The following is a 25,711-nucleotide window of genomic DNA, read 5'->3' as shown; positions in this document are numbered from 1 at the left end:
CTTGCGACATATCGAACGGCGTTCTATGATCGAACCACGTTCGAGAAACGAACAACGTTCGATACTGAAGGAGGTGGTTCCGATGACCTCGGCAACCGAATCGCTCCCGACCCGCACCTACGGGTCGCTGCGGGCAGCCTGGATTCCGCTCGCTGCCCTGTGTATGGCCTTTTTCGTGGAGATGGTCGACAACACCCTGCTCACCATCGCCCTGCCGACGATCGGCCGTGACCTGGGCAGCGGCACCACCGCCCTGCAGTGGGTGACCGGCGCGTACTCGCTGACCTTCGGTGGCCTGCTGCTCACCGCGGGGTCGGCCGCCGACCGACTCGGCCGGCGTCGGGTGCTGCTCTACGGACTCGCGGCCTTCGGGCTGATCAGCCTCGCGGTGATCTTCGTGAACTCCGCCGGTGAGCTGATCGTGCTGCGCGCCGCCCTCGGCATCGCGGCCGCCGCGATGGCCCCGATCACCAACTCGCTGGTGTTCCGGCTCTTCGAGTCCGACACGCTGCGGATGCGTGCGATGACGATCATGATCATCGTCGGCATGAGTGGTTTCATCCTGGGACCGCTGCTCGGCGGCACCGTGCTGGCCCATCTCCGGTGGGAGTGGCTGCTGGTGATCAACGCCCCGATCGCGCTCATCGCCTGGATCGGGGTGCGCGCCGGCGTTCCCGCCGACCGCGCGGAGGACCTGACCGGCGACCGGCTCGATCTGCCCGGTGCGCTGCTGTCCGTCGGCGCCATCGGGGCCGCCTGCTACATGCTGACCAGCGGTGTCGAGCACGGCTGGGTCTCGGTCCCGACCATCGGATGCGCGGTGGGCGCGATCGTGGCCCTGGTCGCCTTCGTCTGGCACGAGCGACGCGCCGCACAGCCGATGCTGGACCTGACCATCTTCCGGTTCGGCACCGTCCGCGGCGCGGCGGTCGCCCAGATCGGCACCTCGATCGCCATGGCCGGGGTGATGTTCGGGCTGATCCTGCACTTCCAGTACGCCTACGGCTGGAGCCCGATGAAGGCCGGGTTGGCCAACCTCCCGATGATCGTCACGATGATCGCGGCCACCCCGATCTCGGAGGGGCTGGCCAAGAGGTACGGGCATCGGATCGCGTGCGTCGGCGGTGCGATCCTGCTCGCCGGTTCCCTGGCCGGTCTGGCCTGGGGCGTCGATCACGGATACCCCGCGATCGCGGTGTGCATGGTCGTCATGACCATCGGCCTGCGGACGGTCATGACCATCTGTGCCGTCGCCCTCGTCGACGCGATGCCGGAGAACCGGACCTCGATGGGCACCGCGCTCAACGACACCGCACAGGAGGTCGGCACCAGCATCGGGACCGCCGTCGTCGGCACGTTCATCGCCGCCCTGGTCACGGTCAGCCTGCCGAGCGGGGTGTGGAGTCCGGAACTCGTGGCGTCGTTCTTCCACGGCGAGCGGATCACCTACGCGGTACTGTCCGTCATCGTCGGCGTCGTCGCCGGGTGGGGTGCGCTGACGCTGACCAACTCGCATTCGGTGGAGGAGGCGCACTGAGCCCCGCCGCCGCGCGCGGCGACCTCACCAGACCAGCGGCGCGATGAACATCCGGGCGTAGGCGCGGACCGCGTCGGCGTCGGCGGTGTCGAGGGCGGGGGTGGGGGTCAGTGCGAACGAGGTGATCAACCGGAACACGAGTTCGGCGACCTGCCACAGGTCGGTGTCGGGCATCGACGCACCCGCCTTGCGAAGGGTTCCGGCGATGCCCCGGCTGAACGACTCCACCATCTCCTCGACCTGGGGGGCCTCGAACCCGACGAACATCTCCAGCGCATCGGGCTGATCGGCCAGGATCTTCTGGATGAGGTCATCGGAGCGGAAGCCGGTCACCCCGATGACGAAGGTCTCGATCACCGTGGTGCGTGGGTCCCGGCCGCCGACCGCGACGTCGATCTCGCGCGCGTAGTCGCGGCGAAGTCGCTGGATGACCTCGGCCAGCAGGTTCTCCTTGGTGGGGAATCGCCGGTAGAGGGTGCTGCGGCTGATGCCGGCCTCGGCGGCGATGCGGTCGATGCTGGCGCGGCGGACCCCGGACCGTCGGAACTCGACGATGGCCGCGGCCGTGATCGACTCGGCCTGCCCGTTCTCGATGGAGCTGCGTCGGTCCGCCCGCGTTCGTGGAGGAGTGAGACCGGTCACGGGGTGAATCTACCGCACGATGGTGTGTCAGTCGGTCTGAGTGGCCGGGACGATCGTCGATCGGGAACCGCATCTGCAATGCCGGTGTCGATCAGGACATTCCGGACCCCGGGCCTCGGTCATGTGACACGAGACACATCCATGTGTGATACTCGCCGGGACAGAATCTGAAACCAGGACGCATCATGCGTTCCAAAACCAAGCAAATGCTTGATTGCCTGTGGGTGTGAGGGGAGGCGCGGACAGTGCCACTTGCCGCCAGTGCCCAGAGCTTCGGCCGCACCGTTCGGCTCGGCGCGCGGACCCCGCTCATCGCCGCCATCGACATCGTCGGCGGCCGATTCCCGATCCGCGAGGCGGTCATCCAGGCCTGGTTCCTGCTCAGCATCACCGTGTTGCCGGCACTGCTGATGGCCGTGCCGTTCGGCGTGATCATCGCGGTCCAGATCGGCGGCCTCACCAGCAATCTCGGCGCCACCTCGATGGCCGGCGCGGTCGGTGGCATGGGCGTCATCCAGCAGGGCGCACCGATGGCCGCGGCCCTGCTCCTCGGCGGGGCGGGGGCCTCGGCGATCACCGCCGACCTCGGTGCGCGGACCGTCCGCGAGGAGATCGACGCGATGCGGGTCCTCGGCATCGATCCGACCCGACGACTCGTCGCACCCCGCATGGTCGCCATGGTGCTGGTGGCGCCGGTGCTCTCGATCCTGATCATCGTCATCGCCGTGGCCGCCAGTTTCATCGTGGCCATCACCGGCCAGGGCGTGGTGGCCGGATCGTACTGGCAGTCCTTCGGCAGTTACGCCTCGACCACCGACCTGTGGATCTGCCTCGGCAAGTCCGTCGTCTTCGGCTTCGTCGTCGTGGTGATCGCGGCGCGCCGCGGCCTCGAAGCGGCCGGTGGCGCCCGCGGTGTGGCCGACGCGGTCAACGCGGCCGTCGTCCTCGGCATCGTCGCGTCGATGGTGATCAACGTGATCATCACGCAGGTGACGGCCCTGTTCATCCCGGTGCAGGTCATCTGACGTAGCCCCGCAGACGACGGGCTTCGTCCCCAGCACCCGTTTCCCCGGCCTGTCGCGCGCCGGCCGGTCGGCGGGACGTCCCTTCGAACACATCGGCCGCCAGACGAGTTTCGTCCTCGACGTGCTGGCCGGACTGCCACACACGGTGCGGGCCTACCGGACCCAGACGATGGCGGCCTTCGCCGAGACCACCTGGGGCAACGGCTCGATCATGGTCGGTGGCGGCATCGCGAGTGTGCTGGCGATCCTCGGTCTCTCGGTCGGCGGGATGATCGGCATCCTCGGCGTCACCAGCCTGTCGTCGCTGAATCTGTCCCCGATGGCCGGGCTCATCACCGGCTACGCCGCGACCCGCGAGATGGCCCCGATCATCGCCGCCGTCGGATTCGCCGCCCAGGCCGGCTGCCGGATGACCGCCGAGATCGGATCGATGCGGATCTCCGAGGAGATCGATGCCCTTGAGGCGCAGGCCATTCGGCCGATCCCGTTCGTCGTGGGCACCCGCGTGGTGGCCGGTGTGCTCGCCATCGTCCCGTTCTACCTGGTGTCGCTGTGCCTGGCGTACCTGTCCTCACGAATCGTGGTCAGCGTCTTCTACGGGCAGTCCGCCGGCGCCTACGACCGCTACGTCGAGGCCTTCGTCAGTCCGGTCGACGTGATCTATTCGACGCTGAAAGTCGTTGTCTTCGCGGTGATCGTGATCATCGCGCACACCTACTACGGGTTCTTCGCCCACGGCGGCCCGGAAGGCGTCGGCATCGCCTCCGGACGGGCCATCCGGGCCAGTCTCGTGCTCATCGTCACCGCCGACATGGCGATGTCGCTGATGTTCTGGGGCCTCAACTCGGGATTGAACTTCGCATGACACGAGGACGGGAGCGTTCCGCGCGTACCCTGCGCATCCGTGGACTGCTGACGGTCGCGGCCATCGTTGCGATCGTGGCACTGCTTGTCGTCCAGCCCTTTTCCGGTGACGACGGAATGGTCGAGTTCGACATCGTCGCACCGAGCGTGCCCGACGGCATCCAGAACGGGGTGCCGGTGGACGTCCGCGGGGAGACGATCGGCACCGTCTGCGATCTCGACATCTCCCGGCCCGACTCCACCCGCCTGACGATCTGCGCCCAGGGCGACCACCTCGGCGAGCTGACCGACGACTCACAGGTCGGTTTCGTCTCCCGCAACCTGTTCGGCTCCGACGCCGTGCGACTGAGTCCGGCGACGACGGGGAGGGCGGTCGGACCGGGCAGCGTCATCACCCTGGCGGCGCCGCCGGCCGACAACACCATGACCGCCGTCATGCGCAGCGCCGGCGGCGTCACCCTGCCGGTGCTCACCCCCGAACTCAGCGATCTGCTGAAAGATCTGAGCGACACCACCATTCGGCTGGCACCGTTCATGACCGCCACCACCGTCGCGCTGCAGACCCTGCAACGCGGACAGACCGCCCGGATACGCACCCTACTGCCGGGCGCCACCGACGCCTTCGACGGTGTGGCGGTGGCGGGTGCGTCGGCGATCACCGGTCTGGAGACCACGCTGACCAATCCGCTGCTGGCCGACCATGCCTACACCGCCAGCGTGACCAGCATGATCGGCGACATCGGTGATCTGTTCTCCGGGCTCGGTGCGCTCTTCAACGGGATGAGCCCGTTCGGGGCGACCCTCGATCTGGTCAACGCGTTCACGACGCCGTTGGGCACCGCGCTGCGCGGGGTCACCCCCGCCCAGCTCGCCGAGCGGATCGACCGATTCGGCGGCGCCTTCCACACCGACCCGCGCACCGGCAGGACCACCCTGTCGACCGAGGTGAATCTCGATCTGGTGCCCGGCTTCTCGACCCCGATGAGCCAGCTGCTCGCACGATCGGGGGCCGGATCGTGAGGAGTGTGCGTTCGGCCGTCATGCGTCTGCTTCTCGTGGCGGCCGTGGTGATCCTGGCGCTGTATGCCATCGTCACCGCGATCAACCGGCCCGTCGGCGGCGACACCGACACCTACCGGGCCGAGTTCACCGACGTGTTCGGTCTGCACGAGAACGCCGACGTCCGTATTCGCGGTGTCGCGGTCGGAAAGGTCAACGACATCGAGCTGCAGTCCGATGGGCTTGCGCTGGTGACGTTCTCGGTGCGCACGAGCAACCGGCTGACCGGGCACGACCAACTCGCCATCCGATTTCAGAATCTGGTCGGTCAGCGGTATCTCGCGATCACCGAAACCGAAGGCGGCGCAGGCGGTTCGTCCGACGCCCCGATCGACCCGGCCGCGGTGATCCCGGCGTCGAAGACCGTCGGCTCCTTCGATATCACCAAGCTGTTCAACGGTCTTCGGCCGATCCTCGTCGGCGCCGACCCGGCCGTGTTCAACACCTTCGCCACCAACCTGCTGCACCTGATCCAGGGTGAGGACGGCGTCGGGATCGGTGCGGTGCTCGGTGACATCGATCGACTGACCCAGTTCGCCACCGACAAACGCGCCATGATCACGGTCATCCTCACCAACCTCGGTGTGGTGTCCGACCAGTTGCAGGGCAAGTCGTCGATGATCACCACCCTGATGTCGAGCATGCGCATGCTGTTCGACACGCTCGAGAATCGTCTCGACCTCCTCAAGAAGGCCTTCGGAACGGGTTCGGAGGTGTTTCCGCCCATCGTCGAATTGATGAAGAGCACTTTCGATCTCGGCCTCGGCGGGCACGATCACATCTCCGCCCGGCTGATGGAACTCATCCCCGACACCACACGCCTCACCGAGACGCTGTCGATGGTGCCGACGATGCTCGCCACCATCAACGCGACGATGGGGCAGTCCGGGATCGACGCGAACTGTTCGCACGGCCGGATGGCGTTGCCCGCCATGGGAACCGTGCTGCTCGGCGGCGGGAAGGTGACGCTGTGTCGCGCCTGACCGGCGGTGCGTCCCTGCGCACCCGCATCGAGGATTTCGCGGTCCGTGACGAGATCGGGCGCCGCGGCGAACTCGCCTGGGCCATCGGACTGGTGGTCGTGGTGGTGATCCTGGTGGCCGTGACGTCGATGTTCTATCTTCGGCCACCCGGGCGCACCCAGTATCACGCGGTGATGGAGGAGAGCGGCGGAATCACCGGCGGCACCGAGGTGCGGGTCGCCGGGATACCGGTGGGTGACGTGACCGCGGTGACCCTGGGGGAGGGGGAAGGGGAGGGGGAGGGGGAGGTGGAGGTGACCCTCGACGTCGACTCGTCGGTGTTCCTCGGCGACCAGACCTCGATGCAGGTCCGGATGCTCACCGTGGTCGGCGGCGCCTACGTCGCGCTGTTGCCGGCCGGAACAGCACCGTTGGGCGACAACGCCATTCCCAAGGATCGGATAACCATCCCGTACTCGACCGGTGAGGTCCTCGACGCCGCCGCCTCCACCGCGAGCCGGATCGACGCGCTGACGATGCGCGACACCGCCGTCGCGGCCACCGACAGTCTCGATGCCGCACCCGGCTCGGTCCGCGGCATCCTGTCGAATGCCGCCGACATCACCGCACTCCTCGACGAACAGCAACAGCAACTCGAATCCATCGCCGATCTGGGTGGGGAGTACACCACAACGCTTGCCGCGCAGCGGGATACGATCGTCGAGATGATCGGCCGGATCCGCTCGGTGCTGCCGCTGATCATCGGCTACAAGGATCGCGGTATCCAGACCTACGATGCACTCGCCGAGATGGTCCTCTACGTCGGTGACATCTTCGGCGAACCCTACGAGACCCGGATCGGTCCGCCCCTGCATCAGCTCGCCGCGACGGCAGGTCAGGTCAACGAGATGTCGACGAAGATGGGTGAGGCCATCCGGCAACTCCGCGAGATCGCCGACAGGCTCTCCGCCATCGTCACGCCCAACGGGGTGTCGCTGGACTTCGGAGACCAGGTGATCGACGACTCCGTCGTCTGCATCCCGATCGCCGGACGGACCTGCTGATGAGCGTCCGGGTGGTGCGTCCCCGTGGTCGCGTCGCGGCGCTGATCGCGGCGTTGCTGGTGGTCACGCTCATGATCGGTGCGGTGGTCGTCTGGCTCCGGTTGTCCGACAACGACAAACGAGCACTGTGCGCACAGCTGCCGGACTCGGCGGGTCTCTACGTCGGCAACGCGGTCAACATCCGAGGGGTCCGCGTCGGTACCGTGACCGGGATAGCGCCGCACAACGGGCAGGTCACCGTCGACATGTCCATCGACGACGACCGGCCGATCGCTGCCACGGCACGGGTTGTCGCGGTGAACAATTCGGTGCTCGCCGACCGCCGGCTCGAACTCGTCGACGCGCAGGCCCGCGGCGGACCGACGATGGCCGGCGGCGACTGCATACCGCGCAGCCGGTCCTACACACCGATCTCGGTGAGCGCGGCGTTCTCGTCCTTCACCACGATGTTCGACGAGATCGGCGGCAGTGGAACGGATTCCGCCGCCCCGGTGGGCGGACTGCTCACCGCGGTGGACCGACAGTTCGACGGCACCGGCCCCGACATCAACGCCACGATCACCAATCTGTCCCGGCTGATGGCCGACCCGAAGGACTTCCTCGCCCAGATGCGCACCGTCTTCGACAACCTGGCCGTCCTCACCGACGTCGCCGACCAGAACTGGGATCCCATCCGTGAGATCGGGGTCAACGCAGCATCATTGACGTTCTTCATGGCCCGGCTGTTCGAGGATTTCGTCTACATCTTCGACGGTCTGGGAGAGGCCGGACCCGGCCTGGATGACCTCCTCGGCAATGTCTTGCCCCCGGTGCTCGACACCGCCGATGTCGCCATGCCCTTCGTCACCGTGGCGATCGCCCACACCGATGACCTCACCGCCATCCTGGAGAAGACACCCGGGATCGCGACCAATCTCGCGACGACGATCAACCGGAAGGCCGCCGCGTTCCAGGTGTCCTACCGCGCACCGCGGGTCGCGGTGCGGACCCCCGACAGTGCGGCGTTGTGCGCCTTGGTCAATCGCACCGATCCCGGCGGTTGCGACCCGTCGTCCGGGTCGGTCGCCGAGGTGAACCTCACCGAGGTCGTCGCCCGGTTGGTGCAGGGAGGTGCTCGATGATCGCGCGCCGCGGTGCCCGGATACGCGGTGCCCGGATACGCAGTGCCCTGACGATGGCGATGTGCGTGCTCGCCGTCGTCGCCGCGTTGGTGACGGCGATCGTCGGAGCCGGCACCAATCCGGTCACGCTGCTGCCGCGGCTCACCGCGTCATCGGGTGGTTCGACCCTCTACGTCGACTTCGCCTCCGTCGTCAACCTGCCGCTCGGCGCGCGGGTGCTGGCCCGCGGAACACAGATCGGCACAGTGCAATCGATCGGTCTCGTGCCCGACGCCGCACGCCTGAGCATCGACCTCGCACCGCAGGCCCGGGTACCGGCCGGTTCCACCGCCGAACTGCGGCAGTCGACACTGCTCGGCGACATCTATGTGGCGCTGATCCCGCCCGAGGGGACTTCTCCGTCGTCGTCGATGCTGCCCGACGGCGCGGTGATCGGCATCGCCGACACCGATCCCGGCCCGCAGGTCGAGGACATCATCGTCAACCTCGCCGACTTCATGTCCGGTGGATCGATTCTGCGCGTGCAGGATTCGATCCGGCAGATCAACGAGTCGGTGGACACCGGCGGCGACCTGGCCGGCGCATCCCGGGTCGGCGCGCAGGACATCACCGACCTGGCTGCGGGCACGCGCGATCTCGACGCGATGATCACCAGCCTGCAGAAGGCCTCGGCCGAGATGGCGGCCAACCCCGATGCGTTGGGGTACTCCTTCGGCGACAAGGGCCAATTCGGCATACGCGCGGTGTTCGACTCGGTCAACGAGGGATTCAAACTGGTCGCCGGATCCAGTGCGCTGGCCGCCGGGCTGAGCTGGCTGACCCCGCGACTGGCCCAACTCAATCCCTTCCTGGACGAACTCGTTCCGCTGCTGCGGAGCTACTCGGCCCACTCGACGCAGTTCAACGGCAACATCGGCGCGCTGATCGACGTGACGCGCACCGACATCGTGCCGTTCGTGAAGGACGGCGCGATCTCCGTCGACCAGGTCACCCTCGACGACGCCGACGTGACGCGTTCGGTGGCGTCGGTGCTGCGGATGATGGGGGCGTTGCGATGACCGGCACCGCGATGCTCGTCCGCAACATCGCCGCCATCGTGGGAACCGTTGCGGTGCTGGTGGCGTCGGTGGCGTATCTGTCGCTCGGTGTCCTCGACGTGCGACCTCTCGACGACACGACGACCGTCACCATGACCGTCCCGACATCCAATGGCCTGCATGCCGGTTCGGCGGTGCTGTTGCGCGGCGTCGACATCGGCGAGGTCACCTCGGTGAGCTATCAGGGATCGGCGGTGCAGATCTCCGTGGCCTACGACGCCCGCTACGACATCCCGGTCGACAGCCGATTCGACCTGTCCGCGCAGTCGATGCTCGGCGAATCGGGCATCGTCGTGACACCCCAGAGTGCCGTCAGTACAGCGGTTCTCGCCGACGGCGACCACGTCGCGGCCACCGCCGTCGAGGTGCCCGCATCGGTGCCCGAGCTTCTCGGGTCGGCGGAGAAGTTGCTCGATCAGGTCGATCCCGGTCTGGTCAATCGGCTCGTCGAGACCCTGTCGGCCGCGCTCGCCGGAACCGACGACGCGGTCGACCGCCTGGCTCCGGCCGCCCAGTTGCTCGCGGCCACGATGATCTACTCGCAACCGGCGCTGGTGACGGTCATCGGCAATGCGACGTCGATCCTGCAACGCGCCGACTGGGTGGGGCCGGCGCTCCGGGCGACGAGCCCCGAACTGCTGTACGCGGGCGAGAGTCTGCGGCGCGTGGTCACCAGCGTCAAACCCTTCGCCGACTTCACCCGCGGCGGCGAACTCATCGGTGAGCGGTGGAAGCCGACGCTCAACCGGGCGGCGCCGCTGGTGGCGACGATCGCACCGCCCATCGGTTCGCTGGCGCAGACCCTACTGCCCGCGGCGCAGCGGTCGGGCAGCCCGCTGGCCAATCTCGACATCGCCGCCCTGGTCGACCGGGTCATGCAGATGCTGCCCGGCGACAGCGTGCGCCTGAACGTGACCATCCCGAACTGAGACGAGGAGCAGCCCATGTCCACCGACATCAGCGAGACCACCGAGACCACCGAGATCACTGAGATCACCGACCTCACCGAGGCCACTGACACGACCGAGGCCACCGACACCGGGGCCACTGACACGACCGGGGCCACCGAGGAGGTGTCGACCGATTCCGGGTCCGCCACATCCGTTGCCGCACCGGCCAAGAAGAAGAAGAAGAAGGCCAAGTCCGCCACCAAGACCGCATCAGCGCCGCCGGCCGTCACGCCGGCACCGTCGCTGCGCGCGCAACTCACCGAGAACCTGCGTCCCCGACGGCATCCGGTGATCGTCGGACTCGTCGCGCTGTGTGTGGCCGCGTTGGTGGCGACGACCGTGCTCGCGATCCTGTTGAGTCAGCGGTCCGATCAGCTCAGCGCAGCCGAGCAACTCGCCGCCGACAAGGCGGCAGCCGAACGCGTCGCCGGTGATTATGCGGTGGGTGCGGCGACGTTCGACTTCCGGGATCTCGCTCCCTGGTCGGCGGCACTGAAGAAGGGCACTGCCCCCGAACTCACCTCACGCTTCGACGTGGCGGTCAAGACCCTCACCCCGCTCATCCAGGAGGTGCAGTGGAATCAGACCGCCACGCTCATCGCCGCGACGACGGTCGACGTCCGCGCGGATCGGCAGTTCGTGGTGCAGGTCTTCGTCTCGACGCACATGACGAGTACCCAGAATCCCGCCGGACTCAATACCGTCACCCCCTACACGGTGACCCTTGACCGTGACGACAACTGGCTGATCACCGATGTGGCCGGGATCGCCGGCGCGGCGCAGGACGGCTCGACCGGAACGGGTACCCCCGACGTCGCGCCCGCCGATTCCGCCGCGCCCACCCAGGCGCCGGCCACTCCCGGCGCCCCCTCGGTGACACCGGCTCCGTCGACGCCGTGAGCCGCAGCGGCGGGGGCCGGTGGTCGGGTGTGCTGTTGCTGACCTCGGGGGTCGCGGCGATCGCCGTGTTGATGCCGTGGGCGCGGGGCCGGGGCATGACGATTCCCGACACCTCCGACGTCGCCGGTGACGCGGTCAGCCATCCCGGCGCATTCGAGAGTGTCCGCGTGCTCGGAGTCACCACGGCGCCGGGCGCGACGATCCTGGCCGCTATCTGCCTGGTGACGGTGGTGGCCCTGTGGCGGACCGCTCCGTCCTACCGCCCGAGCCGGGCGGGCCACCTCTGCATCGCCGCGTCGGCGCTCGCAATGGCCGCTGCCCTGTGGTTCGTCCTCGACGCGGATCTGCGGACCGCGGCGCTCGGGAAGTCCATCGACCTGCAGTCCGACACGGTGACGCTCACCGCGTGGCCATGGATTACCTTGGGATGCGCCGTGATCGGCTGCATCGCCGGAGTCCTGCTGGTACCGCGGCACATCGACGTGGCGGACCGCGTCACAACAGACAGGAGCCCAGCACGGTCATCGTGAGCGGTCGCCACGAGTGATGAGCGTGCTCGACCACCGGCCCGCCGACGAGGTGAGTCCACTTCCGCTGGTCGGCAACCACAGCTTGTCGGTCGGGCCGATCCGTCTCGCCGGTCGGGCCGGTCCGGAGCGATAGCCGCCGCGTTGAGCTCCGTCGAAACGGAGGACCGTGTCCGCCGGGCCGAGCTTGTCGAGGTCGAGGCCTCGTAAGACAAGGCTGGAACTCCCAACGGCCACAACGTTTCTGCGGTAGCACCGCTCGGGATGGTCCGGTGGGACGGGATGGTTCAGGAGCTGTCGAGACCGTCATGGAGCATGGCGCCGAGGACAAGTGCGCCCCGGTTGCTGGGATACATGCCGGCGGCGTCCATCTCGTGTCGCTCGACCTCGGGCTCGACGCGGCCCATACGGATGAGGTGCTGACGTGCCTGTCCTTCGGTGACCGTGCCGCGGACGCGGATACGGGCACTCGAGGCACCATGAAGCGTGCCCGCGGTGCCGGGATCGCCGGGATCAGCGGTGACCTCGATGCCGGGCGAGTCGTAGGCGTCCTCGAGTTCCCCGGTGTCGGTGACACCGGGTTCGTCGGGGTGCTCGCCGCCTGCGGCGTCGGGCCCGTCCCGCTGGTCGGGTGGTCGGGGCTCGACGGGATCGGATTGGGCTGCGCCTGAATCGTACTCGTCGACGGGTGGTTCGGACTGATCGCACACATCGTCATCGTGATCGTCGTCCTGGTCGACGCTGTCTGCGATATCGAGGCTGTCGCCGATGCTCGAGGAGCCGGTAGTCGGAGCCTGATCGTCACTCGAAACACCACGATCGGACCAGGTTTCGGCATCCACGGACGACGACGCGGTGTCCTCGTCGTCGGGATCGGCCGGTACATCGACGTCGGCGGTGGCGTCGGCATCGACCGACTCGGTCTCATCCTCTGCTTCGGCGGCGGCTTCGATGTCATCAGTTTCGGCATCGACCACGTCGACATCAACCACGTCGGTGTCTGCGGGTTCGGTTGCGCTGGAACCACTATCAGCGTCGTTGTGGTCGCGGTGGATCTGGTCGCGGATCTGGTCGAGTTTCTGCTCGTAGAGTGCGGTGATGTCGGGGTGATCGTTGACGATCTTCGGGTTCTCCGGCATGCCGGGTGCGGCGTTGAGTTGCCACCAGCACCGACCGGCCAGCGGCCCGTCTTCGTAGATGCCGGTGGTGTACTGGCCCGGATTCGGCCCGACCATCCGGTTGTGCGGACCGCACGCCGGCGCCAGATCGGTGATGTCGGTTTTCCCGCCGTCAGCCCAGTCCTCTTTGGCGTGATGCATTTCCGAATGCGATGCGGGTTGCCCGCAGCCGGGGAACGAGCACACTTCACCGCCGGTGCGGGAGAACGACGCGATCCGCTGCTCGGTGGATGCCAGGCGTCGGGCGCGCCCCAGATACAACGGGAGGTCGATGGCGTCGGAGAACACCGCCAGGAACTGCTGCAGATCATTGGGATCCTTGATGTCACCCAACGCACTCAGCAGGTCCGGGATGGGAATGGTGGATCCGGAGGCGGTGGTGGCATACCCGGCACCGGCGAGGAGGTCTTGCAGGAAGGTTTTGATGATCAACGCGACCGGTAGTCCGCGGTGGGTTTTGCCGAGCACGCCTTCTTTCATCGCCGACACCAACAACACGTGCATGGCATCATGATTGCGTTGCGCCTGGGAACGATCGTCACGCTTGACCGCCGCCGCCAACACATCGGGGTCAGCATCCCCGATCGCACCGGTCGGCGACTCCAGATCACTCAAATTATTCATCCCAGGTTGCGCCCACGCATCCAACATGGAGTCCCACAAGGCACGGGTGACCGGCGGGAGATGCCCATTGAGTTTCGCCATCCCATCGACACGGGACTGGTTGATCCACAAGTTACGGCGCTGTTGGCGTTCTTTCTCCTCCACCAACTGTCCGTCGGGGTCGAGGTGCGCCAGAATCCGGGCACCCATCTTGGTGATATCGGCGGGGATGTGTTCGGTGGCTTTCTCACCCAAGGTGGCTTCGGCCGCGACTTTCTTGTCATGCGGGACGGCATTCGGAATGTTGTCCAGGGCTTCCAACGCGGCGGACAGGTGGGTGTGACCGATCAAACCCTTCTCATACGCGGTCGACAGCGTCGGGAATTTCGGTTCCTCCGGTTGTCCGGTCAGTCCGTGGAATCGGGCGGTGGCCTTCATGTGGGCGATGCGCATGGTGGGTTGCGCGATCCGCAGATCGTAGTTCAGGAAGTTCGACAGGCTGACTTTGCCGACTTTGCGGTGCACACTGCGATCGGAGATTTCCAGGATCGCGCGGTCGCCCTGGAAGTGGGTGCGGGTGGCGATCTGTTCGGACAGTTTCGCCGCTTCGATGACTTCGGTGTCGGAGCAGGCGGTCATCGGAGTCTTGGCAAGTTCGTCCAGGATTTCGGAGAGTTGGTGCATCAGCTGCAGTGGTCGTGACATGGGACTGTCGGTGGTGTCTGTCATGCTGATGTCACCTCCCCCGAGAAGGCCGTTGTGGCTGTGTGTTCTATTATAGCCGTCTTCTACGTGAATCGCAAGGGTTTTCTATCCACAGGGTGTGCATGCGTGAATGTGGTTGGGGTGCTGGCTATTTCCAGCCTTGTGTCACCGGGTCTCGACACGGGCTCCGCTAGCGCTCCGCCCGGCTCGACCAACGAACTATGGGGCTCGACCAACGAACTATGGGGCTCGACCGACGGATGGGGTCTCGGCCGGACGAAGGTGCCCGGCCGGACGAAGGTGCCCGGCCGGACGAAGGTGCTCGGCCGGACGAAGGTGCTCGGCCGGCGGAGGTGGGTGCTTGGCCGGCGGGATGAGGGCGCTCGACCAACGAATTATGGGGCTCGATCAACGACATGGCCCCCGTACTCGTGGAGAGTGCGGGGGCCCGTGCGCCGGCGGTGAGTCGAAGGCTCAGGCGTCGATGCCGCCGTCGTCGTCGCCGGACTCCTCGAGATCGACGACGTTGCCGTCCTCGTCGACGGCGGTGTCGTAGTACCCGTCGCCGTCGGTGTCGAGGATGGAGGTCTCGAACTCGCCGTCGCCGTCGGTGTCGAGGGCTGCGGTGTCGGTGTAGCCGTCGCCGTCGGTGTCGACCTCGATCAGGTCGCCGACCCCGTCGCCGTCGGTGTCGGTGATGAGGGTTTCGATGACGCCGTCACCGTCGAGGTCGGCCGCCACGGTGTCGATGGCGCCGTCGCCGTCGGTGTCGGATGCGTAGCCGTCGGTGACGCCGTCGTCGTCGAGGTCCACGGGCTGTTCGGTCATGTCATGTCTCCTGGGGTGGTGGGTGGGTTGAAGGTGGATCGGTCAGGTCAGGCGTCGAAGCCGCCGTCGTCGGCCGCATCCTCGTCGAGCGGGACCGCGGTCTCCTCGTCGAATTCGCCGTCACCGTCGATGTCGGCGATCGCGAGGTCGGTGATCCCGTCGTCGTCGGTGTCGATCTCGGCGTAGTCGTAGCTGCCGTCGGCGTCGGTGTCGTAGACGGCGGTGTCGGTGGCGCCGTCGAAATCGGTGTCGGACTCGCCGTACTCGAAGATGCCGTCGCCGTCGGCGTCGACCGCGAGGGTGTCGTTGACGCCGTCGCCGTTGGTGTCGCCGACCTGAACGGTCTCGTTGATGCCGTCGCCGTCGATGTCGGTGTAGGAGGTGGTGGTCATGGTGGGGTTCCTTTCGGGAGGTGGTGTTGTGCTTCTGTCTGGTTGGAGCACGCACAGCCCCGAAATGTTCCAGCGGTTGCCGATGTCATTCGTTCGATGGAGGACCACTGCACGTGGGAACCTTCAGGCATCACCTCAGATCTGCGAGGAGTTCGGACAGGATCGTTCTCGCGCGGGAGATCCGGCTGCGGACGGTCTGCAGCCCGATGCCCTGGGCCTCGGCGATTTCGGCGTAGGACAGGTCGCCGTAGACGCGCAGGACGAAGGTGGCGCGGTAGGCGTCGGGTAGTTGCGCGAGTGCCTCGGCGATGCGGTCGGCGACGACGACCTGCCCGGCGATGTCGGTGGCCGATTCCAGCTCGACGTCATCGATGTCGGAAGTGATTGCACGCCTTCGTATCTGAGCGAGTGCGGCGTTGGAGGCGATGCGGAACAGCCACGTCGAGAGGCGGGCGTCACCACGAAACCGGGGTAGCGCGCGCCATGCGGCGACGAGCGATTCCTGGAGGGCGTCCTCGGCGTCGGTGGCATTGCCGGTGATCCGCAGGCAGATCGCCCACATGCGATCACGTTGCGCCGAGACGAGTTCGGCGAATGCCTGCTGATCGCCGCCCTGAGCTCGCGCGAGGAGGCCGGCCGTGTCGGTGTCGACGGCCGGGGACGAGGCGGACGTGGCCGAAGGGCCGCCGTGCGGGGGCACCCGCTCATCGTAGGAGATGGAACGCGGCTGGGGAATGGGATGAAAGTTGTTTGGCGAGCGAACTATTGCCGACTCAGAAGTCGGCGTCGCCGGAGTCGGAGTCGTCCCCATCCCAGGACGGGTCGTCGTCGGTGGGATCGGCGGGGGAGAGGTCGTCGTCGATCCAGCCGTCGTCCGGATCAGTGCCGGCCTCGTCGAGCTCATCCAGACCGACCCCGTCACCGTCGACCCCGTCAGCGTCGTCGGCCGGGTCGGCACCGGCCGGCGCGGTCAGGTCATCGTCGGCTTCGGCGTCGGGATCGAATGCGGTCGCCAGTGCGGACTCCCAGACGTCGTCCGGTGCGGTCAGGTCGGATGCGGGATCGTTGGCCGCCAGCCACGTCTCGATGTCGTCGGTGTCGTCGGTCATCGCCGCACTCCGTCCCGGTCGGTCGTTTGATACGCGCACCCTTGCGATGCCCGTTTACCCTCTTTGAGTAGTACACGGGCCAGAATGTTCCCGTGGCCGACCAGATTCGACGGACCGACCTGACATCCGACGGGAGGCACCACGCGGTGGCAACGCGCACGACCCTACGCGACCGGCTCGGGCAACTACTCGACGATGTCGCCCGGATCGGTGAGCGTGAGGTGGCGCAGCGGTTACGCGCCGACCTCGACGCCCCGCTCACCGTCGCGGTGACGGGTCGGGTCAGTTCGGGGAAGTCGACTCTGCTCAATGCGCTCGTCGGTGATCGGGTGGCACCGACCGATCGGGCCGAATGCACCCGAGTGGCCACCCTGTACCGGGCCGGTGCGCCGCAGCGCGTCGAGGTGATCGGGATGGACGGGACAGTCACCGAGGTGCCCGGACCGGTGCGCGGCGACCTCGGGCGGCCGGCCCGCGACATCGATCATGCCGTCGCGTACACACCGTCGCGGCTGTTACGGGATTTCTTCCAGATCATCGACACCCCCGGCCTGTCGGGTTTCACCGACACCGCCGAGACCGCCACGCGGCGGGTGTTCAGCGGACGGTCGGGGTTGCCGCGCCCGGATGTCATCCTCTTCCTCCTCGACGACGCGGGCGGTCCCAAGACCGACGAGGTCGAGTTCCTCCGCAACTGCGGGGCGTCGGCACAGAACACCATCCTGGTGATCTCCCAGGCCGACCTGATCGCCGACGAGCGACCGATGCTCAAGGCGCTCGAGATCGCCCGCCGCATCCAGCGCCGGTTCGCGGCCACCGCGGGTGCGGTGGTGCCGGTGTCGGGTCTGATGGCCGAGGCCGGTGTCTGCGGTGTCACCGAACGGGAGACGGCCGCGATCGCGGCGCGCGGGAAACTCGAGACGTGGGAACTGCTGTCGATCATCGACGGTGGCGCGCCGGCGCCGCCGGGCATCGACGTGGAGTTGCTCGGCCGGCTCGAGGAACTCGTCGGGACCTACGCCATGGACGACGGCGCCGAGATCGCCGCCGACGGCGCGCAGGCCTATTGCGAATGGTTGCAACGGGTTTCCGGGGTGGGAGATCTCCGGCAGGCGATCGGACGACGATTCGTCGCCGTCGGTGACGTGCTCAAGGCCCGCACCATGCTCGGCGAACTGCGAGACCTCGCCACCCGCAGTCCGCATCGCGCCGCCATCCTGGTGGCCATCGAGGACGCCGAGTCCGCGCCGGAATTGCACCGGCTCCGCGAGGTCGCCGCGCTGGAGGCCCTCGCGAGGTGGCACCCCGACAGTGAGGTGGTCGCCGACCTCGGGCACGCGGTGGCGGTGCGTGACGTGCGGGTGTTGCTCGGACTGCCACCCGGTGCGGCACCCACCGACATCGACGCGGCCGCCCGGTCCCGCGCGGTGGACTACCGCGGTCGGCGATCACTGGCCGGCTCCTCGGCCGAACGGGAGGCATTGTTGGTGCTGGAACAGACATTTCAGCTCGTCCGCCGCGGCCTGTGGACGGCGTGATGAGTCAGGAGGCCGCGCCCCGCAAGGCGCCACCGAGCGCCGCGACGGTACTGCGGGTGGCCGTCGACGCCTTGCGCAAACACGGTGACGATGCGATCGCCGACCGTGCGCTGCGGGTGGCCGCGGCCGCGCCGCCGGAGGCGTCGGTGGTGATCGTCGGCGAGATCAGCCGGGGCAAGAGCTCATTGGTCAACACGTTGGTCGGCGCACCGGCCGACGCGCCGGTGGCGCCCGTGGACACGGAGATGGCGACGAGCATCTACGTGCGGTACGTGCCCGCCACCGACGACCTGCCCGTCGGGGCCGCCGACATCGAATTCCCCGGTGTGACACACCGTATCGATGTCGCCGCACTCGCCGACTGGGTCACCGTCGGCGGTGCCGACGAGGGCCGGACGGTGACGGCGCAGGCGTCCTCCGGCGCCGACGATGCCATCGTGGCGGTCGGCGTACCCGCGGTGTCGGCGCGTGTCGGCATCGCCTCGACGGTGCTTCCCGACACCGTCATCGTCGACACCCCGGGCGTGGGATCGCTGATACCCGAACACGTCGAGGCGGTGATGAGTGCGAGCCGCGGCGCGGGTGTGCTGGTGATGGTCTGCGATGCGACGGCGCCGATGAGTGCCCCCGAACTCGAGTTCCTCGGTGCGGTGGGCGCGGAGATCTCGTCGGTGGTGATCGTGGTGACGAAGATCGATCTGGTGATGCGTCAGTGGCGCACCGTCGTCGCCGAGAATCGCGCGCTGATCGGCAGGCACGCACCACGTTTCGCGCACGCGCCGATCATCGGGGTGTCCAATCGGGTGGCCGCGCAGGCCGCGTCGATCGCCGACCCCGAGACGGCCACGCGGGCGCGGGCCGCCTCCGGTGTCACCGACCTCGTCGGCGCGCTCACCCCGTTGGTGCGTGCCACCTCGGATGCGCCGGAACGCAACGCGCTGCAGGTGGTTTTCGGCGGACTCGACACGGTGCGCACCCGACTGCTGTTGGAGATCGAGACGGTGAAGGCCGCACCGGCGGTGCGCGTCGAGATCGAGGCCGAGCGGGAACGACTCGCCGGCCTCAAGGATCACAAGCGGGAATGGCAGGCCCGCCTCCAGCAGGACATGGCGGCGTTGTCGGTGACCTCCGACGACATGTTGCGCGAGGAGTTCGACGGACTCTTCGATCAGTGGTCGCGTCGCATTGACAAGCTCAAGTTCTACGAGATACCGCGCGCCTCCAAGGACTTGGTGTCGCAGATGACCGTCGACCTGGAGGCGGTGGCCCGCCGGGTCTCTGCCGCCTACGTCGTCGGGGTGGAACAGATCGCCGACGAGTTGTTCTCCGACAGTGAGATTCGCGTCTCGGTGCTCGACCGCCTCACCGAGGGGCAGGAGGATCTGCACCTGCGTGGTGAGAAGAAGGTGTCGCCGTGGAAGAACTTCCTCGATCCCATCCTGATCACCACCATGGCCTCCGGTGGACCGCTCGCGCTGATCCCCGGCGTGGGCTTCATCGCCCTGCCGGTGTGGGCCGGCATCGTGATGGGATTCCGGGCCACCCGCACCGGCAAGGAGAATCACCGCAAATGGTTGACCAAGGCGGTCAACGACATGAAGGGTGACGTGCGGTCGCAGTTGAAGGCGTTCAACGCGCAGGCGATGGGGGATCTGCGGGTGGCCTACGATCTCCAACTCGAAAGTGCGCTCGCCGAATCGGCGAAGATCCTCAACGACGCGGCGGCCGAATCCAAGCGCTCGGCCGAGGACCGCAAGCAGGCCGTGACGGAGCTGCGGGCCAAGGTCACCGCGATCGACACCATCCGCAAGAACATCGTGGCCGTGTTGAAACGTCCGGTCGGGCAACAGAAACCGGCCGGAGCGCCGGCGTCCGACGACGGGAGCTGACGGTGGCGGGCGTGGCATCGCAGGGTAGGCGACGGTTGTGCATCGACTTCGGTACCAGTAACACCGCCGCCGCGTTCCGGGTCGACACCGCCGACCCCGTCGTCGTGCCGCTGTCGGCGGATGTGGTGACGATGCCGTCGGCGGTCGGCGCCGACGGCGGCAACATCGTGGTGGGTTCCGCCGCCCGCGCGATACGACTGCACCGTCCCGACGCCTACGAGGAATCCCCGAAATCCCGCCTGGTGGAAGGCGAGATCGAACTCGGTGACCGTTTCTGGCCGGTCGAGGAGATCATCGGCGTCGTCCTCGATCACGTACACCGGACCGCGCTGCGGTATTCGGGTTTCGGCTCCTTCGACACCGTCATCCTGACCCACCCGGACAATTGGAGTGAACGTCGTCAGGCGATCCTGCGCAGCGCCGCACAACGGGGCGGAATACGGCCGGAGCAGATCCGCACGGTATCCGAATCGCTGGCCGCCGCATGGTATTACGTCCATCAGGGACATGACGTGGCGGCCAACGAACGGATGTGTGTCTTCGACTTCGGGGCGGGGACCTGTGACGTCGCCGTGCTCGCGCACGACAGCGGTGGGTTCACCGTCATCGGGTCCGGCGGCGACAACACCCTCGGCGGGAATGACCTCGACGCCCGGCTGCGTCGCTGGGTGCTCGAGGAGGCCGGTCGCCTCGACCCGGAACTGCCTGCGCTGCTGCGGGAACCGGCCGCGGCACTGGCCCTCGGTGATCACGTGCGGATCGCGAAGGAGAACCTGTCGGAGGATTCGCGGACGTCGATCGAACTACCCGGCGGGCGACGACCGATCCTGTTGACCCGCCGCGAATTCGAGGAGATGATCGCGCCCTACGTGCAACGTGCGGTTGATCTGACCCGGCAGGCGATCGAGGGTGCCGACGCGGTGTCGGGCCGGGCCAGCCTGCCGGTGGTGTACCTGACCGGCGGCACCAGCAACATCCCCGGCGTGGCGGCCGCATTGTCCGGGGTCGGCCGCATCGGTCGGATCGGTGATCCGAAAACCGTTGTCGCCCAAGGTGGGCTGCTGCGTTCGACGAACATCGACGTCCCGGTCGGCACCGCCGCAGTTCCCGCCGAGGCGAATCCGTTCGCCGCGACCGGGGTGCGGATCATGATGCCGGCGTTGGCGCCCGGAACCGTCGTGGCCGGCGTGCTCGCTCGGGAAGGTCAACGGGTGCGGACCGGCGAACCGATCGCCCGGGTGCAGTCCGCGGCAACCCCGGTGCTGATCACCGCCCCCGCCGACGGCGTGCTGTCCGGTGTCGACCTGGTGGTCGGTGCGACGGTGGCACCGGGCGCCGTGTTCGGTGCGATCGGCCCGACGGTCGTCGCCCGCGACAGGTGGGCCGGGCTGCACCGGGTGCCCGCCGGCGTCGTCGCCGAGAACCCCGCGACTCGGGCCCAGCCCCCACCACCGCCACCGGCGCCCCCTCCGGCACCGCCGCGACCCGGTTCGGTGCCGGCCCCGAAGTCCGCGCTGCCGTTCGGTGAACCGCGGACATCTCTCGACCGATCGGGCAACCAGATCACCGAGTGGCCCGACGGTCTGACCGTCGTGCGGATGCCCGATGGCCGGGTGAAGGTGGGCCGCCACGGATCGCAATTACGTGGCGGCACACAGGGTGTCGAGGTGGCGCCGTCGGTGCCGAAGGGGCCCGCGGACCACATCGTCGTGGCGTTCGACGATCCGGAGAGGTAGTTACACGCGCAACTCCCACATGCACGGAATGCATTCCGTGCATGTGGGAGTTGCGCGTGCAGATCCCGTGAGTCAAGCCGGCATGTTGCGGTGCCTCGGACGGGTCCTTAGTATGTGAGGCAAGCCCCTTGCGTTGAGCTTGTGGGAAGTGGACCCCAGACGCAGCCGGACGACTGTGCACTGGGGTTTCGCGCTATTCGGGGGTAGAACAGTCAGGTGTCCGCGCGTCGCATCTTCGTCGACGAGACGAAGCAGAAAGGGTTCGTCCTGGTGGCGGGAATCATGGTCGATGCCGACTTCGCCGACACTCGAGGTGCGCTGCGAAGTCTCACCAAGCCGGGCCAGCACCGCATTCACATGCGTAGTGAGCGCGATTCACGTAAACGCGAGATTGCTGACGCCATCGGCCGCATGCCAGTGCGGGCGTGGGTCTACCGCGCCGCAGACCGTGCCTGTGCGGATAGGGACGCCCGATCGGCCTGCCTGGACCGGCTCGTCATCGACGCCGTTGCGGCTGGAATCGACCACCTGGTGATCGAGCAGGACGACAGCATGATCGGCTGGGACAACCAGACCCTCATCAAGTGAGGTAGCTACACGCGCAACTCCCACATGCACGGAATGCATTGCGCGCATGTGGGAGCCGAGCAGGTGAAAGGTGCCGGGGAGGCGCGCACCGGGTCGGTGGACTCACTTCCCATATCGATACGGCAGGTACTGCACATTCCAGTGATTGCCGTCCGGGTCGTCGAAGTAGACGAAGTGTCCCCACGGCTGCACGTCGACCTCGGAGACGTCGGCGCCGCCGTCGAGCAACGCCTGCCGGGCCGCCTCGATGTCGGACACGCACAGCATGAGGGTTCCGGCATTGGGCGGCCGACCCTCGATGAGGCCGGTGCCGAACGCGATCGAGCACCCCGACCCGGGAGGGGTCATCTGCACGAAGCGGATGTCCTCGGACGGCGACTGATCGTGGTCGGGGTGAAAGCCGATGCGTGTGTAGAAGTCCTTCGCGCGGTCGACGTCGGTGACGGGCAGAAATGCGACTTCCAGGGTCCAGTCCATGAGCACGTGCCTTTCGGGTCGAGGGATCGAATGCGTTGCGCACCGATGGAGTCAGCATCGCCCGCATTGCGGACGATTTCGGTCCGCGATTCGGGCGGGGGTCGGGCCGTGTGTTGGAGTCGTAGTTGGGGATTGTGCAGTACTACTGTCGCTTCGTGACATCGATGTTCGGCGTCGTTGACCTGTGTGGATGGACTCGTGGCGCGTCTGAGCCAGGAGGTGATGAACGAAAGCGGTGGTTTCATGCTCCTGAAGCTTCACCGTACGTGGGGCACTGGTTGTTCAAGCCCAGGACGGAGAAGACGCTCGTCCTTTCACGAGCTCGACAGGCCCGTGGAGAGAGCCCAGATGTCCTCGTGTCAGGCGAAGACTGGGCGGAGAAGGTCGGTTACGAGCTGGCAGTGCAGGTTGGGGTTCCGGCGGCCGCCACCGAGTTGGCCAGAGTGATCCCGCTGGGCGAGAGCACGCATGTTCGTGGCTCAATGAGTCGTGACATGCGACGTCCAGGGTGGTCGTGGGCTCCTGGTGCATCGCTGCTCGCCGAAGCAGACGATGACTTCGACTCCGACACGTGCGTCGGGCATACGCTGCGCGCAGTTCGTGATGTGCTGACAGGTGCCGCAATCACCGGTCCTGTCGGCACCGATTACGCCGACTGGCCGGCGTTCGACGTATGGGTTGGGTATCTGGTGCTCGATGCGTGGATCGCCAACACCGATCGGCACGCACACAATTGGGGTCTCCTACAAGACCAGGCCACGGGTGCGACTTACCTCGGTCCCAGTTTCGATCACGGGTCGGCGCTCGCCGCTGTGGAGATGGAGAGAAACCGCGCATCGCGTGTCGATGATGGGTCTGTCGTGCAGTGGTGTCATCGGGGCCAGACGAAACGCTTCGACGGTGGCCGGCCGCGTGATTTGGTCGATCTCGCAGCCGAGGCGCTCTCGATGTGCTCCTCCGACGCGCGTCTGCACTGGGACAGGCAACTTGGTGCCGTCGACCTCGGGGCATGCCACGATGTAATTGATCGTATCCCGGATATGTCAGACAAGACCCGTACCTTCTTGCGTACCGTTGTCACCACCAACCGAAAGCGACTCCGCGATGTCCTCCACTGATCTGCTCGACCTGTCGTCGGCGTACGCCGATCCGCAGTCAGCGACGTCGCGGTTGATCGTCACCCGGCGAGACGTCGATGACAGCACCTACCGCCCGATCGGATACCTCGACCGAGTTCGTCGTGACGACGCCGACAGGTACGAGTTCACCTATCTCGCAGCGGTCGCCGATCAAGTGGGTTTTGTACCGGTCATCGGCTTCCGAGACCGTCATCGGCATTACTCATCACCTCGACTGTTCCCTTCCTTCGCCGAACGCGTCATCAGCGCGAAGCGTCCGGACCGGCCGCAGTACCTCGCAACACTGGACCTCGCGGGGGACGCTGACGCGTGGGAGATCCTGTCCGCCTCCGGCGGACACCGGGAAGGCGATCCGATTGAGTTGGTCTCGCTACCGACCTACAGTCCCGATACCGGTGCGACCGAAGCGCACTTCCTGGCACACGGGGTGCGCCATCGCGGTGCGAAGGTCAGCGAACACATCACCGGCCTCGCCGACGACCATGTGCTGACGTTGCTTCCGGATCCGACCAATCCCAGAGACCCCCGTGCCATCCAGATCATGGATGGTGATCTTCATCTCGGGTTCGTTCCGAGTCCATTGCTGGACTACGTGTATTCAGTCCTCGACGGAGGCGACCATACTCTCACAGTCGTGCGGGCGAACCCGCCAGAGACGCACGCGCACCTGAGACTGCTGCTGCGCCTCGAAGGTCATTGCGAGGGTTTCGTCTTCGACCGCGAGGAGTGGCGGCCGGCCCGGACTGCCGGAGACTGACGGACTCCGGACCTCACCCACCCGCCGAGAACCGCACCGCCGAGCGCGCCTGGGCGGCGAGGGCGGCGCCGGCACCCAACGGCCAGCGGTGCATGACGTAGTCGGCGGCCTGGTCGACGCCGAGGTGGCGCGACGAGTTGCCGGTGCGGACCCAGAATTCCGGTGGGGCGTTCTTGCCGGGGCGCAGGTACACCGGCCGCGGCGACGGTCGGCTCACCACCCGGCAGACCGGTTGTGTCCCAGAGGAATCGGGGACCGCGACGTCCTCGATGGACACGTCGACCGCGGTGGCCGCATTCTGTCCGAGCGCGGTGGTCAGCAGGTCACGCAGCCACAACTCGAAGCGGTCTGCGTCGGGCACCCTGAGGGTGGCGTAGTCGGCGTCGAGACCCAGGGGTGTGCCCTCGTCGTCGACGCCGATCAGCAACGTCCCGCCGTCGGCGTTGAGGAACGCCGACACGGTCTTGACGATCACCTGCTCCATCCGGGGATCCTTCTCACCGGTGCGCGTGTTGATCCGGGCCGTCGACTCGAACTCGACCTGCGCGGATTCGCCCGCGGCGATCAACTCGGCCACGCCCGCGCGTTGGGGGCGTTGCAGATGCGCGGCGACCGCCCCGTAGACGGCGATGACCGCGATCGAACCGAGCAGGGCGGACCCGATCGCGATCGGCTGCCACAGGTGCGTGTCGGGCTTGATCGCCCCGGCGATGAACAGTCCCAACGCCGAGCCGATGATCGCCAGCACGACCGCGGTGGTGCCGTTGAGGGTGGCCCGGCGGCGCAGCAGCCGACGCGCGATCGCACCGAACACCCAGGCCACTATCAGCACGACCACCAGCGAGATCGCCGTCACCCACAGCGGTGCCACCGACTCATACACACGTCCCATGCGTCCTAGTACTACAGCCGTAGATCGCGGGTTGTGAGGTTGCGCGGCGTGTTTGCGCTGGTGGGAGCGGCTGCCGGGGCATGATTTGTGGTTTGTGAAGACAACAAAAACACCCGCGGCAGCCGCGGGTTT

25 protein-coding genes are annotated in these 25,711 nt (G+C 67.2%); 17 read left to right on the top strand and 8 right to left on the bottom strand.

Features of this window, described 5'->3' with window-relative positions:
- The first annotated feature begins 82 nt into the window (after nt 1-82).
- Entirely contained in the window at nt 83-1,537 is a 1,455-nt protein-coding gene (locus tag ABLE92_RS11585) for an MFS transporter (RefSeq protein WP_348804917.1), read from the top strand.
- Between the two features lie 24 nt (nt 1,538-1,561).
- Here ABLE92_RS11585 and ABLE92_RS11580 read toward each other — a convergent pair whose 3' ends face one another.
- Complete coding sequence (locus ABLE92_RS11580; RefSeq protein WP_348804916.1) at nt 1,562-2,179, bottom strand: TetR/AcrR family transcriptional regulator; 618 nt, start codon at nt 2,177-2,179, stop codon at nt 1,562-1,564.
- 245 nt (nt 2,180-2,424) lie between these two features.
- Between ABLE92_RS11580 and ABLE92_RS11575 the strand changes: the two genes are divergently transcribed.
- From ABLE92_RS11575 to ABLE92_RS11530, 10 genes are all read left to right on the top strand, one after another.
- Nucleotides 2,425-3,204: an ABC transporter permease gene (locus ABLE92_RS11575; protein ID WP_348804915.1), complete on the top strand. Its 780-nt coding sequence runs from the start codon at nt 2,425-2,427 to the stop codon at nt 3,202-3,204.
- A gap of 121 nt (nt 3,205-3,325) precedes the next feature.
- Entirely contained in the window at nt 3,326-4,069 is a 744-nt protein-coding gene (locus ABLE92_RS11570; protein ID WP_348804914.1) for an ABC transporter permease, read from the top strand.
- The gene (locus ABLE92_RS11565) at nt 4,066-5,088 is read left to right on the top strand and encodes an MlaD family protein (RefSeq protein ID WP_348804913.1); all 1,023 of its coding nucleotides are present in this window, start codon (nt 4,066-4,068) and stop codon (nt 5,086-5,088) included. Before ABLE92_RS11570 ends, ABLE92_RS11565 begins: the two co-directional genes overlap by 4 nt.
- A gap of 5 nt (nt 5,089-5,093) precedes the next feature.
- A complete protein-coding gene (locus ABLE92_RS11560) occupies nt 5,094-6,110 on the top strand; it encodes an MlaD family protein (RefSeq protein WP_348804912.1) in 1,017 nt (338 codons plus the stop codon).
- Complete coding sequence (locus tag ABLE92_RS11555; protein WP_348804911.1) at nt 6,098-7,153, top strand: MlaD family protein; 1,056 nt, start codon at nt 6,098-6,100, stop codon at nt 7,151-7,153. Before ABLE92_RS11560 ends, ABLE92_RS11555 begins: the two co-directional genes overlap by 13 nt.
- On the top strand, nt 7,153-8,274 hold the full coding sequence (locus ABLE92_RS11550) for an MlaD family protein (protein WP_348804910.1): 1,122 nt from the start codon (nt 7,153-7,155) through the stop codon (nt 8,272-8,274). Before ABLE92_RS11555 ends, ABLE92_RS11550 begins: the two co-directional genes overlap by 1 nt.
- Nucleotides 8,271-9,332: an MlaD family protein gene (locus ABLE92_RS11545; RefSeq protein WP_348804909.1), complete on the top strand. Its 1,062-nt coding sequence runs from the start codon at nt 8,271-8,273 to the stop codon at nt 9,330-9,332. Before ABLE92_RS11550 ends, ABLE92_RS11545 begins: the two co-directional genes overlap by 4 nt.
- A complete protein-coding gene (locus ABLE92_RS11540) occupies nt 9,329-10,300 on the top strand; it encodes an MlaD family protein (RefSeq protein ID WP_348804908.1) in 972 nt (323 codons plus the stop codon). Before ABLE92_RS11545 ends, ABLE92_RS11540 begins: the two co-directional genes overlap by 4 nt.
- Before the next feature lie 15 nt (nt 10,301-10,315).
- Nucleotides 10,316-11,221: a serine/threonine protein kinase gene (locus ABLE92_RS11535; protein ID WP_348804907.1), complete on the top strand. Its 906-nt coding sequence runs from the start codon at nt 10,316-10,318 to the stop codon at nt 11,219-11,221.
- Complete coding sequence (locus ABLE92_RS11530) at nt 11,218-11,751, top strand: hypothetical protein (RefSeq protein WP_348804906.1); 534 nt, start codon at nt 11,218-11,220, stop codon at nt 11,749-11,751. Before ABLE92_RS11535 ends, ABLE92_RS11530 begins: the two co-directional genes overlap by 4 nt.
- A 284-nt stretch (nt 11,752-12,035) precedes the next feature.
- Here the strand turns inward: ABLE92_RS11530 and ABLE92_RS11525 are convergent, their stop codons facing one another.
- The 5 genes from ABLE92_RS11525 to ABLE92_RS11505 all read right to left on the bottom strand — a co-directional run bounded on the left by ABLE92_RS11525 (nt 12,036) and on the right by ABLE92_RS11505 (nt 16,563).
- Nucleotides 12,036-14,258 (bottom strand): HNH endonuclease signature motif containing protein, encoded by a 2,223-nt coding sequence (locus ABLE92_RS11525; RefSeq protein WP_348804905.1) that lies wholly within the window; start codon nt 14,256-14,258, stop codon nt 12,036-12,038.
- 450 nt (nt 14,259-14,708) lie between these two features.
- The gene (locus tag ABLE92_RS11520) at nt 14,709-15,062 is read right to left on the bottom strand and encodes a hypothetical protein (protein ID WP_348804904.1); all 354 of its coding nucleotides are present in this window, start codon (nt 15,060-15,062) and stop codon (nt 14,709-14,711) included.
- A 47-nt stretch (nt 15,063-15,109) separates the two neighbouring features.
- The gene (locus tag ABLE92_RS11515; protein WP_348804903.1) at nt 15,110-15,454 is read right to left on the bottom strand and encodes a hypothetical protein; all 345 of its coding nucleotides are present in this window, start codon (nt 15,452-15,454) and stop codon (nt 15,110-15,112) included.
- Between the two features lie 130 nt (nt 15,455-15,584).
- Nucleotides 15,585-16,154, bottom strand: a complete 570-nt coding sequence (locus tag ABLE92_RS11510; RefSeq protein WP_348804902.1) for an RNA polymerase sigma factor — start codon at nt 16,152-16,154, stop codon at nt 15,585-15,587.
- Nucleotides 16,155-16,227: 73 nt separating this feature from the next.
- Nucleotides 16,228-16,563, bottom strand: a complete 336-nt coding sequence (locus ABLE92_RS11505; RefSeq protein ID WP_348804901.1) for a hypothetical protein — start codon at nt 16,561-16,563, stop codon at nt 16,228-16,230.
- Between the two features lie 146 nt (nt 16,564-16,709).
- On the opposite strand from ABLE92_RS11505, the gene ABLE92_RS11500 reads away from it, so the two are divergent.
- The 4 genes from ABLE92_RS11500 (at nt 16,710) to ABLE92_RS11485 (ending at nt 22,314) form a co-directional block, all read left to right on the top strand.
- Nucleotides 16,710-18,101, top strand: a complete 1,392-nt coding sequence (locus ABLE92_RS11500; RefSeq protein WP_348804900.1) for a dynamin family protein — start codon at nt 16,710-16,712, stop codon at nt 18,099-18,101.
- Entirely contained in the window at nt 18,101-19,990 is a 1,890-nt protein-coding gene (locus ABLE92_RS11495) for a dynamin family protein (RefSeq protein ID WP_348804899.1), read from the top strand. Before ABLE92_RS11500 ends, ABLE92_RS11495 begins: the two co-directional genes overlap by 1 nt.
- A gap of 11 nt (nt 19,991-20,001) precedes the next feature.
- The gene (locus ABLE92_RS11490) at nt 20,002-21,726 is read left to right on the top strand and encodes an Hsp70 family protein (RefSeq protein ID WP_348804898.1); all 1,725 of its coding nucleotides are present in this window, start codon (nt 20,002-20,004) and stop codon (nt 21,724-21,726) included.
- Nucleotides 21,727-21,942: 216 nt separating this feature from the next.
- Nucleotides 21,943-22,314 carry a hypothetical protein gene (locus ABLE92_RS11485; RefSeq protein ID WP_348804897.1) on the top strand — a complete coding sequence of 124 codons (372 nt, stop codon included), beginning with the start codon at nt 21,943-21,945 and terminating at the stop codon, nt 22,312-22,314.
- Nucleotides 22,315-22,416: 102 nt separating this feature from the next.
- Here ABLE92_RS11485 and ABLE92_RS11480 read toward each other — a convergent pair whose 3' ends face one another.
- Nucleotides 22,417-22,791 (bottom strand): VOC family protein, encoded by a 375-nt coding sequence (locus ABLE92_RS11480; RefSeq protein WP_348804896.1) that lies wholly within the window; start codon nt 22,789-22,791, stop codon nt 22,417-22,419.
- Between the two features lie 356 nt (nt 22,792-23,147).
- Here ABLE92_RS11480 and ABLE92_RS11475 point away from each other — a divergent pair, with 356 nt between their 5' ends.
- Both ABLE92_RS11475 and ABLE92_RS11470 read left to right on the top strand, forming a co-directional pair.
- A complete protein-coding gene (locus tag ABLE92_RS11475) occupies nt 23,148-23,909 on the top strand; it encodes a HipA domain-containing protein (RefSeq protein WP_348804895.1) in 762 nt (253 codons plus the stop codon).
- Nucleotides 23,896-24,687, top strand: coding sequence for a hypothetical protein (locus ABLE92_RS11470; RefSeq protein WP_348804894.1), 792 nt, complete (start codon nt 23,896-23,898; stop codon nt 24,685-24,687). The genes ABLE92_RS11475 and ABLE92_RS11470 overlap by 14 nt, the downstream gene beginning before the upstream one ends.
- Before the next feature lie 13 nt (nt 24,688-24,700).
- On the opposite strand, the gene ABLE92_RS11465 is transcribed toward ABLE92_RS11470, so the two are convergent.
- Nucleotides 24,701-25,579 (bottom strand): AlbA family DNA-binding domain-containing protein, encoded by an 879-nt coding sequence (locus ABLE92_RS11465; RefSeq protein WP_348804893.1) that lies wholly within the window; start codon nt 25,577-25,579, stop codon nt 24,701-24,703.
- Nucleotides 25,580-25,711: the final 132 nt, after the last annotated feature.

Origin of the sequence: Gordonia oleivorans (assembly GCF_040044975.1) — a bacterium.
Classification (GTDB): domain Bacteria; phylum Actinomycetota; class Actinomycetes; order Mycobacteriales; family Mycobacteriaceae; genus Gordonia; species Gordonia oleivorans.
The sequence above is the reverse complement of the archived record's forward strand: the minus strand, read 5'-3'. Positions and strand labels throughout refer to the sequence as shown.

Bases quoted from the DNA above. Each gene is read 5' to 3' on its own strand.
- ABLE92_RS11465 (WP_348804893.1), bottom strand. From the start codon at position 25,579: ATGGGACGTGTGTATGAGTCGGTGGCACCGCTGTGGGTGACGGCGATC.
- ABLE92_RS11520 (WP_348804904.1), bottom strand. From the start codon at position 15,062: ATGACCGAACAGCCCGTGGACCTCGACGACGACGGCGTCACCGACGGC.
- ABLE92_RS11540 (WP_348804908.1), top strand. From the start codon at position 9,329: ATGACCGGCACCGCGATGCTCGTCCGCAACATCGCCGCCATCGTGGGA.
- ABLE92_RS11565 (WP_348804913.1), top strand. From the start codon at position 4,066: ATGACACGAGGACGGGAGCGTTCCGCGCGTACCCTGCGCATCCGTGGA.
- ABLE92_RS11470 (WP_348804894.1), top strand. From the start codon at position 23,896: ATGTCCTCCACTGATCTGCTCGACCTGTCGTCGGCGTACGCCGATCCG.
- ABLE92_RS11585 (WP_348804917.1), top strand. From the start codon at position 83: ATGACCTCGGCAACCGAATCGCTCCCGACCCGCACCTACGGGTCGCTG.
- ABLE92_RS11545 (WP_348804909.1), top strand. From the start codon at position 8,271: ATGATCGCGCGCCGCGGTGCCCGGATACGCGGTGCCCGGATACGCAGT.
- ABLE92_RS11480 (WP_348804896.1), bottom strand. From the start codon at position 22,791: ATGGACTGGACCCTGGAAGTCGCATTTCTGCCCGTCACCGACGTCGAC.
- ABLE92_RS11495 (WP_348804899.1), top strand. From the start codon at position 18,101: ATGAGTCAGGAGGCCGCGCCCCGCAAGGCGCCACCGAGCGCCGCGACG.
- ABLE92_RS11505 (WP_348804901.1), bottom strand. From the start codon at position 16,563: ATGACCGACGACACCGACGACATCGAGACGTGGCTGGCGGCCAACGAT.
- ABLE92_RS11515 (WP_348804903.1), bottom strand. From the start codon at position 15,454: ATGACCACCACCTCCTACACCGACATCGACGGCGACGGCATCAACGAG.
- ABLE92_RS11550 (WP_348804910.1), top strand. From the start codon at position 7,153: ATGAGCGTCCGGGTGGTGCGTCCCCGTGGTCGCGTCGCGGCGCTGATC.
- ABLE92_RS11525 (WP_348804905.1), bottom strand. From the start codon at position 14,258: ATGACAGACACCACCGACAGTCCCATGTCACGACCACTGCAGCTGATG.
- ABLE92_RS11535 (WP_348804907.1), top strand. From the start codon at position 10,316: ATGTCCACCGACATCAGCGAGACCACCGAGACCACCGAGATCACTGAG.